The sequence below is a fragment of the Olsenella kribbiana genome (genome assembly GCF_036408795.1).
GTDB lineage: Bacteria > Actinomycetota > Coriobacteriia > Coriobacteriales > Atopobiaceae > Olsenella_L > Olsenella_L kribbiana.
Map to the genome: position 1 here is coordinate 24,919 of NZ_JAZGJP010000003.1, position 20,055 is coordinate 44,973.

The window sequence follows — 20,055 nt, forward strand, 5'->3', positions numbered from 1 at the left end:
CAGGGCGCTTCCCGCGCCGACATCAGTTATACCCGATGACGCGTTATCCCTGTTCAAAGGGCACTTTTATGCATGTTTCTCCACACCTCGGACACGTTGTGCCCGCACTTCCATCACACATGTGGGCGGGATGTATGGATGTTCAGTCTCTTAACAGCGACCGCCCTCAGAATGTATGCGTGAAGGCAAGGCGCTCCTCGCCGTTGCGCCTGATATGGACGATGCCGCAATAGACGAAGCCGCAGCTCCTGATCAGTCCCTGCATCGGGATGTTGTCCCTATGGGTGTCGACTCGAAGCGCTACACCCTCTTTCTTGGCATGCTCCAGGGCCCACCGCATCATGGCAGAGCCGATGCCGAGGCCCTGCTTCGCTGTCGCAAAGCGGTGCACGACATCGTATGTGCCATTGTCCTGCCACTCACCTTCATAGATCTTCGCATAGTCAGGCTCGGGACCGGGCAGGAAGGCGAAGGCGCCCTGCGGCACACCATCCTCGTCTGTCCAGACCATCAGATGACGTCCCTCGATATCGCGCGCTATCATCTCTTCGGTCGGAAAACCCACCTGCCACTGGTTCGGGTTTCCTGCCTTCACCATGAATCTTTGCGCTGCTGCATAGATTTCCATGCAGCGGGCAAGGTCCTCTTTCCTGGCTGGACGGATGCAACCCATCAGCTGCTCCCTCTACTTGGCCATATCGTCGGCAAAGGCCTTTGCTTCCTTCAAGCGCTCAGCAGACGGCTTGTTCTTCGCATAGAAGGTCCTCTCGGCGACGACGATGCCGCGTGCCTCGAGCTCCTTCCTCATCTGATCGAACGAGTGTTTCGAGAGCCAGGTTGTGGAGAAGAGGACCGCCCGTCCCACCATGTCGCCGTCAAGCGTCCTGATATAGGAGACAAGCTTCTTGTCGAGGCCATAAGCATAGAGGGCGCCGCCGATAAAGAGGACATCGATGTGACCTGAGATCGTCGCATCGGAGCTGTCGGCAGAGACTGCCTCGACGCCGAGCTCGTCTGCAATCGCTTCTGCGAGAAGACGGGTATTGCCGGAACGGGAATAGTAGCGGACGGCGCACTTCATGAGATCCTCCTTGCATCGTGTTCTGACATATCTATTGTGCACAATATATTTAGACGGTCAACCGGCGGCATGAATTCGGACACGGCATATGCATCCATGGATGAAGCATGAATATGCTTCCTTCTGTGTACCAATTGCTGATTGCGGGAACAAGGAAGGCAACAACAGCGAACGAAAGGCGGATTCCATGTCTTCGAATCTCGAGCTCTACGTAAAGAACGGCTGCCCCTGGTGCCACAAGGTCCTCTCCTTCATGGAGGCAAACGATATCGAGCTGCCGCTCCACAACATCGATGAGTCCGAAGCTGACCGCGAGCACCTCATCGAGGTTGGCGGCAAGCGCCAGGTGCCATGCCTTCTCATCGACGGCAAGGCCCTCTATGAGTCTTCTGACATTATCGATTACCTCAAGGAGCATGTCGTGGAAGGCGAGGCTCAGGAAGCAGCGCCTGCTGAAGAGCCCGCTGCTGCTGGCGCGCACTGCACGCTCGATGGCCACTGCAGCTTCTGATCTTTTCCTGTGCCCTTCCTCGTATCGCCCGGATCTCGTCAGGAGGTCCGGGCGATTCTTTTTTGCCATCCCATCTGCCGGAAGACAGCGGCACCTCCGCAGCGCTCTCTCCGGAAGCTTAAGGGCTGACCTGCGGCAGCGGTCCTGCCCCATGTATGCTCCAGGAAAGATGCTGTCTGGATTCGGCAGGCAGAACAGAACACAGGACAGAGAGCACGCGCTGATATCCATCAGGCCTTTTCCATCCCCTGCCTTTCTTGCAGCCCCATCAGGCACTTCGGGCCTGCGCAGAGCGCTGGCATGGAAAGGGAGGGTCCGGAGGCCCTCCCAAAAGGTACAGTCTCTGAGGTTTTCCTAGACGCCGATGAGGGAGAGGATCTCCGTGAGGCCCTTCTTACCGAAGGCGACACGCTCCTTTCCTCCATCATTGATAACAAGGCAGGGAACGCTCATCACGTCGTAGGCATCCTTGAGTGCCGGGAAGCGGTTCACGTCGTAGACCGCCGTCTCGACCTTGGGATTCTCTGCTGCGATGCGCTGCGTCGCGACGGCGACCTCAGGACACATCGTGCAGGACAGGCCGACAAGCACCTTCATCTTCACCGGACGCGAGATTGCCGCGATGGCTTCGCGGTCTGCGGCGGCTATCTGCTGGCCGGGACCGGAAGCATTGTAGAGGCCGAGCACGAACGAGGTGAACTCATGCCCTCCCGGCACGCCGTGGAAGCTCATGCCGCAGGGCACACCATCCCGAAGGACTGAGACATAGGGGAGCTCTGCCGGATCGTCGGAAGATGTATCGGCACGCGTGACCGAAAGCTTGTCGGTCTCTTGAGCAAGCGCCTCCATGTAGGCGGCAAGCTCGGATGCAATCTCTCCGTCGTCGAGATGGAGCTCGAGGACAAGAGGCTTCTCCATGCGCTCGAAGACCGCTGCCAGCTGCGAGCGCATCGCGTCGTCGATGGGACCATCAGAGGAGACCTTCTCCTCCTTCTTGGAGGCTGCCTTCTGGACCCTCGTTGCCGGCTGGACAGGATGGATGCCGGTCTTTTCCTGCGCTGCCTTGAGATAGCGCTCCATCTCCGTCGCCGTGGCAGCGCCCTCGCCGATTGCGGTAGCGACCTGGCGGAGCCTCTTCTGGCAGATGTCTCCTGCCGCGAAGAGCCCGTCTGCCGTCGTCATCTGGTGCTCATCCGTAATCACATAGCCCTGAGGATCGAGCTCGGCAAGGCCCTGCGCCAGCTCTGTTGCCGGCGCATAGCCAACAAAGACGAAGACGCCGACAGTCCCTCCATCCTCAGGCTTCACCTCATGAGTCTCGCCGGTCTTTTCGTCCTTCCATACGAGGCTCCTTACGACGGAGTCACCAGATACCGAGACGAGCTCGGCATTCGTATGTACGGTGATATCGGGATTCGCACGTGTCGCATCGGCTGTCGCCTTCGCGCAGGTGAAGTCATCCTCGCGCACGAGCACGGTCACGTGCGATGCATAGCGGGTAAGAAACACGGCCTCCTCTGCCGCCGCGAAGCCGCCGCCCACGACGAAGACCGGACGCCCGGAGAAGAACTCGCCGTCGCACGTCGCACAGTAGGCAACGCCGTGGCCGCGGAACTCTTCCTCGCCAGCAAAGCCGGCACGGCGCGGGCTTGCACCGGTTGCCAGAAGTACCGCGAGGCACGAGAGCTCTCCCCTGCTGGTCTTCACGTGCTTCACGTCGCCCGAGAGGTCGATCTTCTCCACCTCGGCAAGCAGCATCTCGGCACCGAAGGCCTCGGCCTGCTGGCGCATCGTGTCGGTGAGCTCCGTGCCCGAGGCAGAAAGGACGCCTGGATAGTTCACGACCTCGGACGTGATCGTGATCTGGCCTCCGAAATGCTCGCGCTCGACCACAAGGACGCGGTAGCGGGCACGTGCCAGATAGAGCGCCGCCGTGAGTCCAGCGGGGCCGCCGCCGACGATCACCGCATCATAGATCTTCTCTTCCTGTTCCATGGCAGACCTCCTTCGTATTCGTCTGCTGCCACCTCAGAGAGAAGGCCAGCTTCCGCTGGCCTTCCCGAAACGTTTCTGTCTTACAGCTGGCCCACAAGATCGAGGGACGGCTTCAGGGTCTCGGCACCCGGCTGCCACTTTGCAGGGCAGACCTGGTCGCCGTGCTCACGGACGAACTTCGCGGCCTGGACAAGGCGCAGAAGCTCCTTCGCATTGCGGCCGATGCCGCCTGCGGTGACTTCGTAGACCTGGATCTTGCCATCCGGGTCGACGATGAAGGCGCCGCGCTCCGCAAGGCCATCGGACTCGATCAGGACCTCGAAGTCCTCTGCAAGGACATGTGCCGGGTCAGCGAGCATCGGATAGGCGACCTTCTGGATGCGCTCGGACTCGTCGTGCCATGCCTTGTGGACGAAGTGGGTATCGCAGGACACGGAGTAGACCTCGCAGCCCTCCGCCTTGAAGCCTTCATAGTTCTCCGCAAGCTCCTCGAGCTCGGTCGGGCAGACGAACGTGAAGTCTGCCGGATAGAAGAAGAACAGGGCCCACTTGCCGAGGACGTCTGCCTTGGTGACCGTCTTGAACTCGCCCGCCTGGTAGGCCTGGACGCTGAAATCGGAGATCTCCTTGTTGATGAGAGACATGTCCCATCCCCTTTCTTTTCTGCAGCTCTGCTGTGCTGCTCCTTAACTGAGAACGATTATTATTATCAATATCCATTTTCGTTAGTCAAGAAGAATCTCGAAGATCTTTGAGATTCAGTCTCAATAGATTGAGACGTCTCTTCGGATTGGCATATGCACTGCTAGATACCCATGCAAGGAAAGAAGGCAGAGAAAGATGCGCCTCTCCCGGTATGGGAGAAGCGCATCTCAGATGGACGAAATATCGATAGCAGATATCTTTAGAGATCCTGCTTCACGAGAATCTCCTGCGGAATGAGCTCGCAGGAATCGACGACCGTCTTTGCATAGGCAGCCGCCTCGTCGGAAAGGACATTCAGAAGCGGGGTCATATCGTAGTCCTCGATATTCACCTGCTTCGTCGTCTCGTTGTCCTGGGCATCCGGGAAGCGCTCGGACGCCTTCTTCACCATGAGCTCGTAGGCAGGGGCGAACGGGGCAAACCCGTACTTGCCATTGAGCTCATGCTCAAGCTTGTTCATGATCGAGATGCCGGCACGGTCGATATCGCCCCAGTAGAGGACCTCGATCGTATCGGCTCCGAGTGTATCGAGCAGAAGCGAGAGCCTGTTGTGCTCGATGATGGGCGTGCCGCCGCCGAGGACGACTGCGTGGATGCGCTCGCCCAGGATCGTCGTCCTGCCATCTTCGTACATGAGGTCATGCACATCGAGGTAGGGGTCGAGGTTCTCCGTCACGAGCACGCGCATGTGCTTCCGTCTCCTTGGCGCATGGTAGACGAGATCAGACTTCGGAAGCGGACGATGACGGATGATGTCCTCCATACCGAGGGCACGGAGCAGGCGGAAGCCGTCAGAGCCATACTCGAAGAACTTCTCGTCGCCTCCCATCTGGTAGGCGAGCTGGCGGCGGGTGATGTCTCCAGGGAGCATCCCGTCCTGGAGGATGGAGTTCATCGTCTCGATCTCATGCTCGAAGAGCACATAGGCCTTCGGGTGCGAGAGCAGCCATCCGTTCATCCAGAACCTCTCATCGAGCTGGACGATCTTCTGCCTGATCTCTGCGTCGGTCTCGCCACCCCTGCGCACATAGGGAATCTTGCGCAGGTCGCGCGAGTGGGACGGCTTCGGCGGAAGCGGACGCTTCGCCGCAGGCGCCTCTTCCTCCTTCGGAGCAGATTCTTCCTCTGCCTCAACGGCTGCATCGCTGTCGATGCCCAGAGCCTCGTCAGCCTCTGCCTCTTCAGCAGCTGCCTCCTCGGCTTCTGCCTCGCGCTCAGGCTCGAGCACGGATGCTGCCTCGACAGGTGCTTCTGCCTCCTGCAGAGGCACCTCTTCCGGCGTCTCTTCGGAGGAATCCTCCTTTGCCTTCACGATGCGGTGGGTGCGGCGGCGCCTCTTGCGCGGTGCCTCGGCAGCCTCATCTGCAGGTGCTGCCTTGGCCTCCCCTGCCTCTTGAGGCTCTTCTGCAGCCTTTGCCTCAGGCTCTGCTGCAGCAGCTTCTGCCTTCCTGCGCGTGCGGCGGCGGGGCTTCTTCGGTGCCTCTTCCTGCTCCTGCACATTGTCTGCCTCGGAAGCATTGGATGAGCCTTCGGCCTCATCAGCCTCAGGCACAGCCTTCTTCGTCCTGCGCCTGCGGGTCCTCTTCGGCTTCGGCTCCTCTTCAGGAGCCTCCTCCTGCGGTGCAGCTTCGGCCTCCGGCTCTGCCACGGCTACTGCAACGCTTTCAGATGCGACCGGTTCGCTTTCGGGAATGACGCCTTCTTCCCTGTCAGCCTCTGCCACCTCTTCTTCGGCCTCTTCGGTCGCCTTGGCATAGGCAGCCTCGATCAGCTCGTCCTTGATGCCAAAGACATTGTCCTGTCCATACCAGACCAGGACTTCGGAGCAGATGCTGTCCTGCGTCTCGCTGTCGTCGAGCCCGACCTTCGAAAGAAGCTTCTCGAGGCCTTCCCTGTCCGTGCGGTAGTCCTTGAGACGCACGAGCGCGCTTGCAAAGCCAGAAGCCAGATTGCGCTTGGCAGGCGGGATCAGAGGAGACACCTCATCACGCACGAGCTCCATGAGGGCATGCTCGACATCAGTCAGTTTTCTTGCCATTTCTAACACCTCCTTTTCCATTGGCAACAGCTGCATTCTACCCTCTCGGCCCATCTGACAGATAGCCTCATAGCAGAAGGCCCTGCTTTTCTCGCAGGAAAAGCAGGGCCAGAAGACTCGCTATGCTGCTGTCTAGGCGCCGAAGACGAGCTCTGCGCCGTCAATGCCGGTCGGCGCGATCGGCAGGAACTGCCCCACGAAGTCATCCATCGCGCGTCCGAGCGTTCCTGCGACCTCGACGAGGATCTCGTTGCGTCCCGGATGCACCGCCCCATCGAGGCTGAAGCTCCAGTCCGGCACGATGCGCACACCGAGTTCGCGTCCGTTTGCCTGCACACGCACGACGCCTGCGACATCGGCAAGCTCGAGCATGATTGGAGCTGCGGCTTCTGCCTCCGTGAGCTCGAAGCTTAAGCGATAGCGGACATATCCTGCAAAGGATTCCTGTTCCGGCAGGTTCGTTGCGAAGGCAGGCTTCGAGAGCCTGTACGGTGCGCTCCACTCCGTGCCCCTCGACTCGAAGGAGGAAAGCTCGGCAGTGCAGCTCGTGAGGACGCGGTGGCTGGAAGCCTCGAATGCAGGCAGAGCCTCCTCTGCCTCGAGCGGGGCCTTCGAGACAAGCACGAACTTCGAGGCACCCGGTGCCAGATCGAGCGCGAAGGGCTCAGAATCTGCAAAGAGCCTGCCCGAGAAGGCGTCGAACACATAGCCATTGCCTTCTGGCGCGCCCGCAAGCGTGCACTGGACGCGCTCGGAGGGGCTCTCGTTCACGAAGAAGTACTCGTCCACCCCATCGAGCACGTAGTGGTAGCTCCTGAGCCACGGCTCCGGCTCAGAAGGCAGGAGCTCTCCAATGCCTGCACCATAGAGCTTGTCTGCGAGGTCATCCCGGGAGGCGATGTGCACGCAGGAAAGATCTGGCACCTCATGCCCCTCGCTCGTACGCTCGGGGAGACCGCAGAGGAACCAGACCGGAATGTTCTGGGAGAGCTCGGCAACCTTCAGCAGCAGCGCTTCGGGCAGCGCCTCGCTCCAGGGAAGGACGAGGGCACGGAAGCGCTCGGCGCCTGCCACGAGACGCCACACGCCGTCTTCGCCCTCCTCTGCCTTTGCCTCCATGAGCCAGTCTGCAGAGATGAAGTCATACTCGATGAGGCTGCGGGCAAGTACACGGGCGGGCTTCTGCGCAAGCTGCCAGTCTCCCGACCATTCCCCTTCGGCATTGAAGTAGAGGGCAACCGGTGCTGCATAGGTGCCGCCCGAGAGAAGGGCTGCCAGCCGGTTCATGTAGTCCATAAGGACCTTGAGCTCTGGATACTGCGGGTTCATGCCATGGGCATAGAGGTGCGGTGGGCAGTCTCCATCCGGGAAGGCCTTCGGGCTGAACGCATGCGGCACGAAGTAGTTCACGCCACGCACGAGCATGTAGTCGGCGAGGTACTTCATGAGGGGGAGGCCCTCTTCCCAGCCATAGGCACCAAAGACCTCTGCCATGCATGCCCCGTGCTTGGCAGGATCGATATGGGCGAGCGAGCCGCCGATCTTGCCCAGGACATAGGTGAAGAACTCTGCATCCCAGCCCGGCTTGTGGAAGGCGCGGAAGAGCCCCTTGTCATAGCCCGGCATAAGCTGCTGCATCACCACATCGATGCCTGCCATGTCGGCATGGGCCATGGCGCGGAAGTAATGGCCTGCACCGTAGCCAAGGCGTGCGAGCGCATTGTTGTCCTCGATCGTATGGCCGATATGGCGGACGTGATGCGCATGGCACCAGTCAGCAATCAAACCGTCGAAGTTCTCGCTCCAGAGCTCGCTGACAGCATCCATGTAGGCGTAGCGCATCGCATGGGCTTCATCGCTCTCGCCGAAGAAGAGAAGCGGCAGATAGCGGACAATGTCGTCTTTCCCCATCTCTTCTGGGAGATGCTCCACCATACGCTCGGGCACGGCTTCGGTCCAGGGAAGGACCATCTGGGGATTCCTGCCGATCGAAGCGCCCTCCGCTCCATGGATGTTGCCGAAGCGCGGCTCATCCGAGAAGAAGCCCTGGAAGGTACGTCCGAATTCATCGCCGAAGTGCTCGAAGATGGGCTCGTAGACCGTATCGAGCAGTATCTGGGTCGCTTCCTTCTCGAGCGGGTTGAGATATCCTTCCGTCTCCTTCTCGCCGCCGCGATAGCTCACCGTGAGCACCTGGACATACCATGCCCCAGCCGGAAGGTCGAGATCGACGACCGTGACGGGGCCTTCCGAGGCGCCTGTCGGCCTTCCCAGAGGATCGGTAGACGGACGGCCGAACCTCCAGTCCTTGCGCTTATGGACAAGGGATGTGAGGTCGCGCGTGTCTGAGACATCGGGCTCGTCGTCTTCGGCCCTCCTCTGCGCAAGCACAGCGAGAATCTTCGCCTCGGGATCCATCAGGGCATAGCTGAGGTTCAGCTGGGAGCACTTGAGCGGGCCCATCACATCGAAGGTCTGGAGCCTGAGATAGCGCTTGCGGCGCTCAGGGTGGTTCTTTGCGACCTCGCCGTTCGCGAATCCTGTCGGGAAGTGGCTGTCATCGAGCAGCCATACCTTCATGCCAAGAGAGCGGCAGAGATCGATGATGAAGGCGATATCGGAGAACCAGCCAGGGCCATTGAAGTCCGGATGCGGGCGCGCCTCGATGCAGAGCGCGCCGATGCCTGCCTTGTGCATGGCCAGAATCGTCTCGCGGTATGTCTCATGGTCTTCCCCGTGCACCCAGAGAAACGGCGCGATATGGTTTTCGCTCGTACCCTGAAGCACATCGTCAATCTTGCTCATGGCTCCCCTTCTCTCGTATCCGCCATGATTCTAGAGGAGCAGGGCATCTGGCCGCTATGGCAGGAACATCCCACTCCATTGACCGGAAATGACCTTTCGCTCCAGACCTGCGTTCGCTATCCGAAGAGGTGGATACGTACCTTCAAGAGGGTTGGCTCATCGCAGGAGAGGACCTGGAGCTCGTCGCCATTCAGTCTCCGTCCACGCTTCCATTGTCCATGCAGGACCTCACCCTCTTCGAGCGAGAGCACTTCAGCAAACGGCAGATCCTCCACATCCGACGCAAAGGAGAGCGAAGCTCCGCTGGCAAGGATGTAGGCCTCTGCAACAGATGCATCTTCTGACCCTTCGAGAGGAAGCACTGCCACAGCACCCGGCACACCCTCAGAAAAGATGGCATCAAGCCGCGCTGCGCCGAAGGAAAGATTCTGCGAGAGGCCACGCTCGGAGATGACCGCATCAAGCGCTCCAGCCCTCTCCGATAGCCCCTCTTCGAGATCAAGGAGTCCTTGCAGGCATTCCATCGTCTGGCGGTAGGCTTTGGGATCCTGTGGACGGGACAGGGCAGGGTCCGATGTGTCCATGCCGAAGAGGAAGCCCTGCGTCGCCGTGAAGGGCTCTCCCATCTCCTCGAATCCGAACGGCGCAAAGATCGGGGCATGGTGGTGGCAGATGGCCCAGATGGCACGCGGAGCCAGATAGCTGTGCGTGGCCGTCTCGACAATCGAGAGGGGATTTGCATCCGTGTGGTAGCTGTCGCAGACGTCGCAGAAGCTGCGTACATAGATGTCGGGACAGATGATATCGATCGAGGGAGCCGCCGCCTTCCATACCGGCATCATGCGCGCCACCGGTCCGCCGGAAGGATAGCTGCCTGCTGGCTTGCCCTTGTCGAGCCAGCAGTTCGCAAGCAGCGGCAGCGCATATTCGCGCCTGCCGGCCGAGGCGACCTCTTCGACGAAGCGTGCGGTATGCCAGGCCTGGAAGAGCTCGTCTGCTGCGGCATTGCTGCCGAAGGCCTCCTCCCAGCTCCCTGCCTGTGCCTTTCCTGCCACGGCTCTGACATCGTCCGGCAGCTCATCGCGGTGTGCCTTCAGGGCACCGAGCAGGGCTTCGGGGACCTCTTCCTGCGCAAAGAGCCTGTCTGCCAGCTCCGAATGCTCGCGCGCTGCGCACATGAGGCCGCATTCGTTTTCCACCTGAACAGCGACGACGGTCTCCTCTGCGCTGTCGGTCTCGCACAGATGTGCCATGAGGGCAGCAAAGGCGCGGGCATCGGCTTGGGCCGTCTCATCGCAGAGTGCACTGAACGTGTCGTAGGTCGCGTGGTAGCGCTGGAGCACGATCTGGCGCTTTCCGCGTTCTGGCTCGGCGCGCCAGAAGCGGTCCAGGTCGCGCTTCACCCATTCCGGCGCATAGAAGCCCTGGGCATTCTTCCAGGCGCCGAACCAGAGAAGGATGAGATGTCCCTTATGGGCACGGGCCTGCACGATGAGGGAGTCGGTCTGCGAGAAGTCGAACGTGCCCTCCTCGGGCTCCAGGAGCTCCCACGTGACCGGTACGGCAAGTGTCGTGATGCCAAGCTCATCTGTACGCTTCCAGGCAGCCTCCATCCATGCAGGATCGGAACTTGTCGAGTTGTGGACCTCTCCTGCCAGCGCAACGAAACGCCTGCCTCCGACCTCGAGGCAGGGCTCGCCCTTCCAGGTGCCAAGTGATGCCATGTGTCCTCCACAGCTTCTATTCTGCGAAACGGAATGCATTGAAGTCGAGCGCACCAGTGCCCTTGAAGACGAAGCAGAGCGCATGCGTACCAGAGACCGGTGCAAGAAGCGCCGCATCGGCCCTCAACCACCTGTCGGAAGGCACCACAGGGACCTCTGCCACGACCGCACCGTCCGGCCCGTCGAGATGTGCCACGAGCACACCTTCCGCGTCTCCTCGTATCTCTGCCTCGAGCAGCTTCTCTGCCCCCTTGAAGGCAAGATACTTGTAGCCTGCCTCGGCACCGTCGCGCAGGTTCTGTATGAAGAGGCGTGCTGAGGTCGGCACACCGTTCGGCATCTCCTGCATGAGACGAGGATGGCGCTCGTTCCAGGGTGTCCTGCTCGAGAAGTGGAGGATGCCCTCCTTTGCGCGCAGGCGGCAGCAGCAATAGGCGGGGATCTCCTGGACAGGGTCGAGCGGCCCGCCGTTCAGGCCCTGGCTCGTGATCTCTGCCTGATGTATCGTGCCACCCTTGTCGATCGCGATTTCCTCGGCGCAGTCCTGACGGGAGTACTGCATGCCATGGGTATGCCGGTGATAGAAGACATAGACCTTGTCTCCCGCCTCGACGAGGCTGCCATGATTGTTGCCGAGATAGAAGACAGCATCCTCTTCATGCTCGCGCCCGGGAAGTCCCACATCGCCGTTGGAGATGATGACACCGCCGAAGGTAGGCGGCACATCGGGAGCCTCGGTCGCAGCCCAGCAAAGCTCATGTCCCTGTGCGCTCGAATAGATGAAATAGTAGCGGCCCCGGATCTTGCGGAAGCTCGATGCCTCGAGGAAAGGATGTGTCTCGAAGCTCGTGCCTTCCGCATCGCGCATGCCAGGGACAAACGGGGCAGGCATCCCCTTGATCGTCACCATGTCCGGTTCCAGCTCCGCCACATAGGAGCCTGCCAGCATCTCGTCAGGCGCGTTGAAGCGCACAGCATCGGATGGCCTGGCGCCAAAGCCATAGTAGAGCCAGACACGGCCATCTTCAGCATAGACAGCCGGATCGAAGGGGGCGCCGATGCCCGAGCCCGGAGCGACAAGCGTGCCGTCTGCCATGTGCACGCGTCCGACATAGCGGAAATGCCCTGCCGGCTCATCGCACACAGCAACGCCTATGGCCGTGAACCCATAGAAGTAGTAGAGGTAGTAGCGTCCATCGGGACCTTGGACAACATCCGGAGCTGCATAGGTCGCATGCTCTGTATTTGTGGGATCGTCCCAACGCGTATAGATCGTGCCTTCATAGCTCCAGCGCGTGAGGTCGTCCACCGGCGCCGACCACGCGACGTAATCGCCGACGCAGTAGCTCTCCCCGCCTGCTGCATCATGGCTGCCGTACACATAGAGCCTGTCGCCGAAGACATGCGGCTCGCAGTCCGGCGTGTACTCCCAGCTCGGGAAATACGGATTCACGATCTGACGCTTTCCCATTGCCTGCTCCTTATGCCTCGAGAATGAACTCTGCACACCTGGTCTCTGCGCTGCTGAGACCGCAGAAGACCTCGAACCTCCCCGGCTCCGACCCGTAGGTCATATCCCGCCTCCAGAACCGGAGCATCTCCTCAGCAATCTCGAAGCGCATCTCCACGGTCTCTCCCGGCTCCGTGTGGACACGCCGGAAGCCGCAAAGCTGCTTGACCGGACGGGTGACAGAGGCCACGCAGTCATGGAAGTAGAGCTGGACCACATCGGTGCCAGCAATCGGCCCTTTGTTCTCAAGCGTCACAGAGACAGCGAGCTTCTCGCCAGGATGCAGGACGGCACGGTCGAGCACGGGCTCCGAGAGCACGCTCGTGTGGTAGCCGAGTCCATAGCCGAAGGGATGGAGGCCTCCTATCGGTGCATCGAGATATCCTGTGACGAAGCGGCCTGAGTGGTTCTTTCCTGCAGGACGTCCCGTCGGATACTGGCAGTAGTAGAGCGGCTCCTGCCCCTCTGCATACGGCATGCTCATCGTGAGCCGCCCTGTTGGCTCTGTCTCTCCCAGAAGGACAGCGGCAAGCGCTTCGCCGCCCATGGTGCCGGGCCACCAGGCCTCGATTACGGAATCCGAGAGAGGCTCCACATCGGTAAGCACCAGAGGGCGTCCCGAGAAGATGATGCAGACGACAGGCTTTCCGAGCGCATGCACACGTCTCAGGAGTTCCATCTGCTGTGCCGGCAGGCGGAGCTTCGTACGCGCCCCCGCCTCTCCCGACTGCAGAGCATGCTCGCCGAGGCAGAGGATGCAGATAGCGGCCTCGGCGCAAACGTGAAGCGCCTCTTCGATGAGGGGCTCCTGGGGACCAGGCTCAGTGCCGAGACCGGCAAAGCGCGCAAACTCTCCAAGCTCCTGAAGCTCCTCGCCGACAAGGATGTCTGTGCCCTTTGCATAGAGCACCTGCCCCTCGCCCAGGCGTTCGGCAAGTGCCTCGCGGACCGTCTTTACGGGACCCTTGCCGGCATGTATTGCCCACATGCCAATGATGTCACGGGAGTCAGCATAGGGACCAACGAGCGCAATCTTCTGGCCCTGTGCCAGTGGCAGAACCGGCTTTCCGTCTTCCATGCTGGCATTCTTGAGAAGGACGAGCGACTCTTCAGCACATGCCCTGGCCGCGTCGAGGGCCTCCGGCTTATAGAGGCTCTCTTCCGCTGCGGCTTCGGAACAGCCGCGATACGGATCCTCGAAAAGGCCGAGCTCGTTCTTGAGGGAAAGGACACGCCAGCAGGCACGGTCAATCTCGTCCTCTGAGATACGGCCTTCGGCAAGAAGCCTCTTCAGGCTGTGCGCATAGCAGTCGGTCTTCATATCGATATCGACGGTAGCCTTCAGGGCAAGCTCGGAGGCTTCATCCTTGTCTGCCGCGACACCGTGGTTCATGAGCTCGAGGATGGCAGCGTAGTCCGTGATCAGAGGGCCAGCAAAGCCCCACTCTTCACGCAATACATCGTGCATGAGCCAGCGGTTCGCTGTTGCCGGCACACCGTCCACCGTATTGAAGGAAGTCATGACCATCTTCGCTCCGGCATCCACCGCCGCACGATAGGGCGGCAGGTACTCCTGGCGTAAGCGCCTCTCGCTCATATCGACCGTATTGTATTCGCGTCCGCCCTCGGCAGCCCCATAGCCTGCAAAGTGCTTCACGCAGGACGCAAGGCCACGCCCTTCGGGCAGCCTCTTCTGGAAGCCCCTGACCATCGCCTCTGCCATGGCAGAGCCGAGATACGGATCCTCCCCGCCCGGCATCTCCATGACGCGACCCCAGCGGGCATCGCGCACGACATCCGCAGCCGGGCTGAATGTCACCATGCACCCGTCTGTCTGCGCTTCGTCTGCAATGAGAGAATAGGCTTCCTCGATGCGCGCAGGATCGAACGTGCAGCCAAGGCCGATCGGTGCCGGGAAGCACGTCTTGTAGCCATAGACGACATCCGCCATGAAAAGAAGGGGGATATGGAGGCGGCTCTTTGCCATATATGCGTCCTGGATGCTATGCACCTCATCGGCGCCCATAACGTTCAGGACAGAACCCGAGCGCCAGATGTCCTCTTCTGTCACGCCGATCTTCGCAGCTGGCCCCGTCGCGATATCGCCTGTGCCGAAGCACTCGCCTGAGAGCTGGACGAGCTGCCCTATCTTCTCATCTATTGTCATCGCTTCCATGAGGGAGCGGAGCTCTGCTTCCTTCATTGCGCACCTTTCTCTCCGAGTGCCGATTGCAGAAGATATGCCTATGGACTGCCTGCATCTGCATGCGGGCAGTCCATAGGGTTTCAGCTGCAGGGGGTGAGCGCTACTCCGTCTCGAGGAGCATCTTGTCGCTGTAGCCAGCGGTGAAGGTGCCTGCGAAGGAGATGACGATTGCAATGACGATAGCGATAATCTCGGGCAGGCCGCACATCGCATAGACGGCCGGCAGCGTGATCATGGACGTCGTGATGAGGGCTGCCTGGTGCATGCCGAAGCCGGCTGCGAAGGCACCACACACGCCGCAGGAGATGGCCATCACGACGAAGGGGCGCTTGTATTTGAGCAGCAGGCCGTAGATGGCAGGCTCGGTGATGCCGCCGAGCCAGGCGGAGGCGAGGCAGTTGAGCGAGGTCTCCTTGACGGTGTCGTTCTTCGTCTTCAGGAAGATGGCAAGGCAGCAGGCGCCGACGGCGAAGTTCGTGCCGACCGTGATCGGAAGGATGATGTCGTAGCCGAGCGTGGCAATGTTGTTGATGATGACAGGGATGAAGGCCCAGTGCATGCCGAAGATGATGAGGACAGGCCACAGGCCGCCGATGAGGAGGCCGGCAAGCGCAGGCACGGTGCCGAGGAGCCAGATGAGGCCGGAGGCGATGGCTGCGGAGATGACATTGGCGACGGGACCAACGACGAAGAGTGTCACGAGGCCCGTGAGGATGAGCTCAATCATGCCGCCGAAGAGACCGCCAAGCGTCTCGGGCATCTTCTTGAGCGGCTTCTCGATCCAGGACTGGAGGTAGGCTGCAAGGATGATGGGGATGACGGACTGGAGATAGCCGGAGTCCGGCAGCTGCACCGGGATGCCGAAGAACATGGCGCCGTCCGGGAATGTCGTGTTGAGCGCGACCATGGACGGATGCACGAGGAAGGCAGCCACTGCCATCGTGATCCACTGGTTGCAGCCGAACTTCTTGCCGGCCGTATAGGCCAAGAAGATTGGCAGGAACTGGAAGAGGCCGTCGCCGAGGCAGTTCAGGATCACATAGGTCGAACTCGTGGAGTCGAGCCAGCCGAAAGAGGTGCACATGACGGCAAGAGCCTTCAGGAGGCCTGCTGCCGTGAAGGCCGGCAAAAACGGCGTGAAGATGCCGGTGATGATATCGAGGAGCCTGCCGACGATGTTGCCCTTCTCTCCTTCGTCGTCAGCCTCGACCTCGCCACCCGCAAGGTCTGGCAGGATCTTCACGACCTCGTCGTAGACATCCGTGACATGCGTGCCGATCACGACCTGGTACTGGCCCTGGGCATGCATGACCTGGATGACGCCCTCGAGCTGGCCGATCTTCTTGTCGTCTGCTTTCGCTTCATCCTTCAGGCGGAAGCGCAGGCGCGTGATGCAGTGCGTATAGGACTTGATGTTCTCCTTGCCGCCGACGAGCTCGATAATGCTGGAAGCGAGCTCTCCCCAATTCCTTGCCATGTTCTCCCCTTCTTCTTTCTGGCGCAGTTCTCCTGCGCCCGGAACGGCTCAATGATTGCGCCTTTGCGGCAGCACTGCTGCAATCCCGTGATTTAGTAGTTTGCCTAAAGCGATTTAGTGCGGTTGAGCATTCTTATTTGCTGGTACTTCCGATTTGTGCTAGGGGAATCTCTGTCAGAACATCTGTCAGCAAAGCTCATATCCCCATGGCTTTTCATCTGGCATCGTCAAAGATACGGATTCTCTGTCTGTGAGACAATGGCAGAAGCGACAGGGTGCATTGACCAAATCAGACATCGTGGGAAGGCCTGTATCTCCATGGATCCGGACGAGCTTGACCGATGGCTCAGGAAGCATACGGCCAGCGAAGAGCGCTATCTTGCGCATGATGAGGCATATATCGAAAAGAGGCGAGAAGAGGTTGGCGGGCTCGATGATGGCATGATGCGCGTCCCGCTCCAGGCCAAGATCCTGACAGGCGGAAATCGCTACCTCTTCAAGAAGCACAGCCGCTTCCTCGACTATCCCGAGCATGTCCATGACTGGGTGGAGCTCGAATACATGTACGCAGGCTCATGCGTACAGCATCTGAACGGCACACCGATCGAGCTCAACGAAGGCCAGGCACTCCTTGTCGACCAGAACACCCGCCACAAGGTGCCGCTGCTCGGCGAGGACCAGATCCTCCTGAACCTGTTCTTCGGTCCCGAGACCATACCCTCCCTCGTAGGCCAGCTGCCGACCAGCCAGAGCATCGTCTCCGACTTCCTGCGAACACCATGAGCCTGTCAGCCCGCAAGGATTCCTACATCCACTTTGCTTCAGAGGATTCCTGGCAGCTCAGAGCCCTCGTCGAAGGCTTCTGCTGCGACTCTATGGAAGGGATATCTGACCAGGATGAGCGCCTGTCCCATGTCTTTCAGCTCATCATGCTCGAGCTCATCCGTCTCTGCCGCGATGGGAGATCGTCTGCCAGCCTTGAGAGCCCGCATCAGGCATCTGTCCTGCCAGCGCTCAGGCTCATCGAAGAGCGCTATCGAGACATCACACTCGAAGAGACAGCTTCCGAGCTCGGCCTCAGTCCCGCCTACCTCTCCCGCCTCCTCAAGAAGCAGACCGGTTCGAGCTTCCAGCGGCTTGTCATGCGCCAGCGCATGTCCGAGGCAGCACGCCTGCTCTCGCTCCAGCTCTATTCCGTGACCGAGGTGGCAGAGCAGGTCGGCTACAGCAATGTCACGTTCTTCTACAAGAAGTTCCAGGAGGAGTTCGGCTGCTCTCCCGGAGCGTGGCGGGAGCAGCACCATATAGGCAGGCAGCCAGAGAATATGCCGAGATGAAAGGAGCGCTGCTGTCCGCAGAAGGAACAGCAGCGCCCGGTACATTCTGTGTTGTCGGAATAGAACGCGCAGGAATCCTACTCGTTGTCTCCGCCGGTTGCCTTCGTGGCAGAGAGTGCGGCACCTGCATCCTTTGCATCGTGCCACACCCAGTCGGTGAAGGCAGGGTGATCGTAGCCCTTGTCCACGGCAAACTGGAAGGCATCCTCGCGGAACTTCTCCCACTCCGCAATCTGGTCTGTCCACTTCTCGGCATCCAGGATCCTGAGCGCATCGGCTGCAAGCGCCCAGCGGTCCATATGGTTCAGACGGAGCATATCGTAGGGCGTCGTCGTGGAGCCATGCTCCTCGTAGCCATGCACGTGGAACCCATCGTGGTTCGGGCGGTGCCAGATGAGGCGATGGATCGTGTCAGGATAGGCATGGAAGGCAAAGAGCACCGGCCTGTCCGTCGTGAAGAGCTCTGCAAACTCCTCATCCGTGAGCGCCTCGTCGTTCTCCTGCCTGTTCTGAATCTTCAGAAGCTCGACGACGTTCACGACGCGGACCTTCACGCCGAGCGCATCGAGGAGCTCGGTTGCCGCAAGCGTCTCCTGCGTCGGTACATCTCCGCAGCAGCCCAGGACGATGTCAGGCTCCTCGCCTGGCTTGGCGGTAGAGGCCCACTTCCACTCGGCAGCGCCCCTCTGAAGCTCCGCTCTGGCATCTTCGAGCGAAAGCCACGTTGCCTCAGGCTGCTTGCCCGCAAAGATGCCATTGATGCAGTTCGTGGACTGGTAGCAGCGCTCAGCCACGGCAAGCAGCATGTTCGCATCTGCCGGATAGTAGATGTTCACCACATGGTCATTGTTCCAGCACTTGTTGAGCAGTACATCCACAAAGCCCGGATCCTGGTGCGAGAAGCCGTTGTGATCCTGGCGCCACACATGGCTCGAAAGGAGCATGTTGAGGCCGGAAATCGGCTTTCTCCAGGGGATGTGGCGCACCGTTGCCTCAAGCCACTTGGCGTGCTGGTTCACCATGGAGTCGACGATGTGCACGAAGGACTCGTAGGAAGACCAGAGGCCGTGGCGGCCAGTCAGGAGGTAGCCCTCGAGGAGCCCCTCGCACTGGTGCTCGGAGAGCTGCTCGATAACATTGCCGACAGGAGCGAGGTGCTCGTCGTTTGCCGGATCGTCGTTGAGCTCGCCGTTGAACCACTGCTTGTCCGTCACCTGATAGCTCGGTTGCAGGCGGTTCGAGGCCGTCTCGTCCGGACCGAAGATGCGGAAGCGGTCACGATTGCTGTTGATGAGCTCGGCTGTGTACTCGCCCAGCACGCGGGTCGACTCGGTAGCGCCGGCACCGTGGCCTTCCTTGTCCACGTCGAAGGCGTAGTCCTCTGCCGAAGGCAGGACAAGCGGCTTCCTGATGACGCCGCCGTTGGCATTGGGGTTCGCGCCGATCCTGAGCTCGCCTTCCGGCATGAACTCTGTGACCTCGGGGCGGATGGAGCCTTCCGGCGTGAAGAGGCCCTCCGGCTCGTAGGACTCGAGCCAGCCCTTCAGGACCTGGAAGTGTGCCTCGGTATCGCGGGCAGAGGCCAGCGGCACCTGGTGTGCACGCCAGGAACCTTCCGTCTTTTTCCCGTCGATCGTCTTCGGGCACGTCCAGCCCTTCGGGGTGCGGAAGATGATCATCGGGTAGAACGGACGCGAGCTCTCGCCTGCAGCTGCACGCTCCTTGATGTCGCAGATCTCATCGAAGACCGCCTCCAGAAGCGCTGCGAAGCGCCTGTGGATGGACTCGTGGTCCTCCTCATCGAAGCCGGCGACGAAGCTGTAGGGATGGTAGCCCATGCCGCGGAAGAACTCTTCGCGCTCGCCGTCAGAGATGCGTGCCAGGATCGTCGGATTCGCGATCTTGTAGCCATTGAGGTGAAGGATCGGAAGGACGATGCCGTCCGTCAGCGGGTCCATGAACTTGTTCGTCTGCCAGCTCGTGGCAAGAGGGCCGGTCTCGGCCTCGCCGTCGCCGACGACTGCCACGGCAAGCATGCTCGGGTTGTCGAGCACGGCGCCATACGCATGGGAGAGCACATAGCCGAGCTCTCCTCCCTCGTGGATGGAGCCGGGGGTCTCAGGTGCGTAGTGCGAAGGGATGCCGCCAGGATAGGAAAACTGGCGGAAGAACTTCTGGAGGCCTGCCTCATTGTCCGTGATATCCGGGCGGATCTCGCGGTACGTGCCATCGAGCAGGCTCTGCGAAGTGCCCGCCGGTCCACCGTGGCCCGGGCCCATGAGGAAGAGCGTGTTCTGATTGTGGTCATGGATGAGGCGGTTCACATGGGCATACAGGAAGTTGAGTCCCGGCGTCGTTCCCCAATGTCCCACGAGGCGGTGCTTCACATCCTCGCGCGTGAATCCGTCAGGACCATCCTCGTTCTTGAAATCTGCCCTCATGAGCGGATTGGAACGCAGATATATCTGGCCGACAGACAGGTAGTTCGCGCATCTCCAGTAGCGGTCGAGCCAGGCGACCTCCTCGTCCGTGACGGCGCGATTGAGCTTCTTCCAGGGCGTACCCAAGACAGGCTGAGCCATATGTGACACTCCTTCTCTCCCTTGCTTGCTTTCCAAGAAGGCAATATAGGTGATAAAACGTTTTATCACCATATGAAAATACGA

The 20,055-nt window shown here is 60.4% G+C and carries 14 protein-coding genes; 3 read left to right on the forward strand and 11 right to left on the reverse strand.

Annotated features, from left to right (window positions below):
* Window positions 1-166 precede the first annotated feature (166 nt).
* Window positions 167-628, reverse strand: coding sequence for a GNAT family N-acetyltransferase (locus VXJ24_RS03005; protein WP_330971440.1), 462 nt, complete (start codon window positions 626-628; stop codon window positions 167-169).
* Window positions 629-685: 57 nt separating this feature from the next.
* Window positions 686-1,081, reverse strand: coding sequence for a flavodoxin family protein (locus tag VXJ24_RS03010; RefSeq protein WP_330971441.1), 396 nt, complete (start codon window positions 1,079-1,081; stop codon window positions 686-688).
* Between the two features lie 187 nt (window positions 1,082-1,268).
* Here VXJ24_RS03010 and VXJ24_RS03015 point away from each other — a divergent pair, with 187 nt between their 5' ends.
* The gene (locus VXJ24_RS03015; protein ID WP_330971442.1) at window positions 1,269-1,592 is read left to right on the forward strand and encodes a glutaredoxin family protein; all 324 of its coding nucleotides are present in this window, start codon (window positions 1,269-1,271) and stop codon (window positions 1,590-1,592) included.
* A 354-nt stretch (window positions 1,593-1,946) separates the two neighbouring features.
* On the opposite strand, the gene VXJ24_RS03020 is transcribed toward VXJ24_RS03015, so the two are convergent.
* From VXJ24_RS03020 to VXJ24_RS03055, 8 genes are all read right to left on the reverse strand, one after another.
* Window positions 1,947-3,587: an FAD-dependent oxidoreductase gene (locus VXJ24_RS03020; RefSeq protein WP_330971443.1), complete on the reverse strand. Its 1,641-nt coding sequence runs from the start codon at window positions 3,585-3,587 to the stop codon at window positions 1,947-1,949.
* A gap of 80 nt (window positions 3,588-3,667) precedes the next feature.
* The gene (gene ahpC, locus VXJ24_RS03025) at window positions 3,668-4,231 is read right to left on the reverse strand and encodes an alkyl hydroperoxide reductase subunit C (protein ID WP_330971444.1); all 564 of its coding nucleotides are present in this window, start codon (window positions 4,229-4,231) and stop codon (window positions 3,668-3,670) included.
* A gap of 260 nt (window positions 4,232-4,491) precedes the next feature.
* Window positions 4,492-6,330, reverse strand: coding sequence for a Wadjet anti-phage system protein JetD domain-containing protein (locus tag VXJ24_RS03030; RefSeq protein WP_330971445.1), 1,839 nt, complete (start codon window positions 6,328-6,330; stop codon window positions 4,492-4,494).
* A 132-nt stretch (window positions 6,331-6,462) separates the two neighbouring features.
* A complete protein-coding gene (locus tag VXJ24_RS03035) occupies window positions 6,463-9,135 on the reverse strand; it encodes a glycosyl hydrolase (protein ID WP_330971446.1) in 2,673 nt (890 codons plus the stop codon).
* Between the two features lie 116 nt (window positions 9,136-9,251).
* Window positions 9,252-10,859 (reverse strand): DUF5597 domain-containing protein, encoded by a 1,608-nt coding sequence (locus tag VXJ24_RS03040; RefSeq protein WP_330971447.1) that lies wholly within the window; start codon window positions 10,857-10,859, stop codon window positions 9,252-9,254.
* Between the two features lie 16 nt (window positions 10,860-10,875).
* A complete protein-coding gene (locus VXJ24_RS03045; RefSeq protein WP_330971448.1) occupies window positions 10,876-12,330 on the reverse strand; it encodes a family 43 glycosylhydrolase in 1,455 nt (484 codons plus the stop codon).
* 10 nt (window positions 12,331-12,340) lie between these two features.
* Window positions 12,341-14,788 carry a beta-glucosidase BglX gene (gene bglX / locus VXJ24_RS03050; RefSeq protein ID WP_330971449.1) on the reverse strand — a complete coding sequence of 816 codons (2,448 nt, stop codon included), beginning with the start codon at window positions 14,786-14,788 and terminating at the stop codon, window positions 12,341-12,343.
* Window positions 14,676-16,052 (reverse strand): PTS transporter subunit EIIC, encoded by a 1,377-nt coding sequence (locus tag VXJ24_RS03055; protein WP_330971450.1) that lies wholly within the window; start codon window positions 16,050-16,052, stop codon window positions 14,676-14,678. Before VXJ24_RS03055 ends, bglX begins: the two co-directional genes overlap by 113 nt.
* Window positions 16,053-16,370: 318 nt before the next feature.
* On the opposite strand from VXJ24_RS03055, the gene VXJ24_RS03060 reads away from it, so the two are divergent.
* Window positions 16,371-16,835 (forward strand): AraC family ligand binding domain-containing protein, encoded by a 465-nt coding sequence (locus tag VXJ24_RS03060; RefSeq protein ID WP_330971451.1) that lies wholly within the window; start codon window positions 16,371-16,373, stop codon window positions 16,833-16,835.
* Entirely contained in the window at window positions 16,832-17,389 is a 558-nt protein-coding gene (locus VXJ24_RS03065) for a helix-turn-helix transcriptional regulator (RefSeq protein ID WP_330971452.1), read from the forward strand. The genes VXJ24_RS03060 and VXJ24_RS03065 overlap by 4 nt, the downstream gene beginning before the upstream one ends.
* 77 nt (window positions 17,390-17,466) lie before the next feature.
* Here the strand turns inward: VXJ24_RS03065 and VXJ24_RS03070 are convergent, their stop codons facing one another.
* Entirely contained in the window at window positions 17,467-19,971 is a 2,505-nt protein-coding gene (locus VXJ24_RS03070) for a phosphoketolase (RefSeq protein ID WP_330971453.1), read from the reverse strand.
* Window positions 19,972-20,055 lie beyond the last annotated feature (84 nt).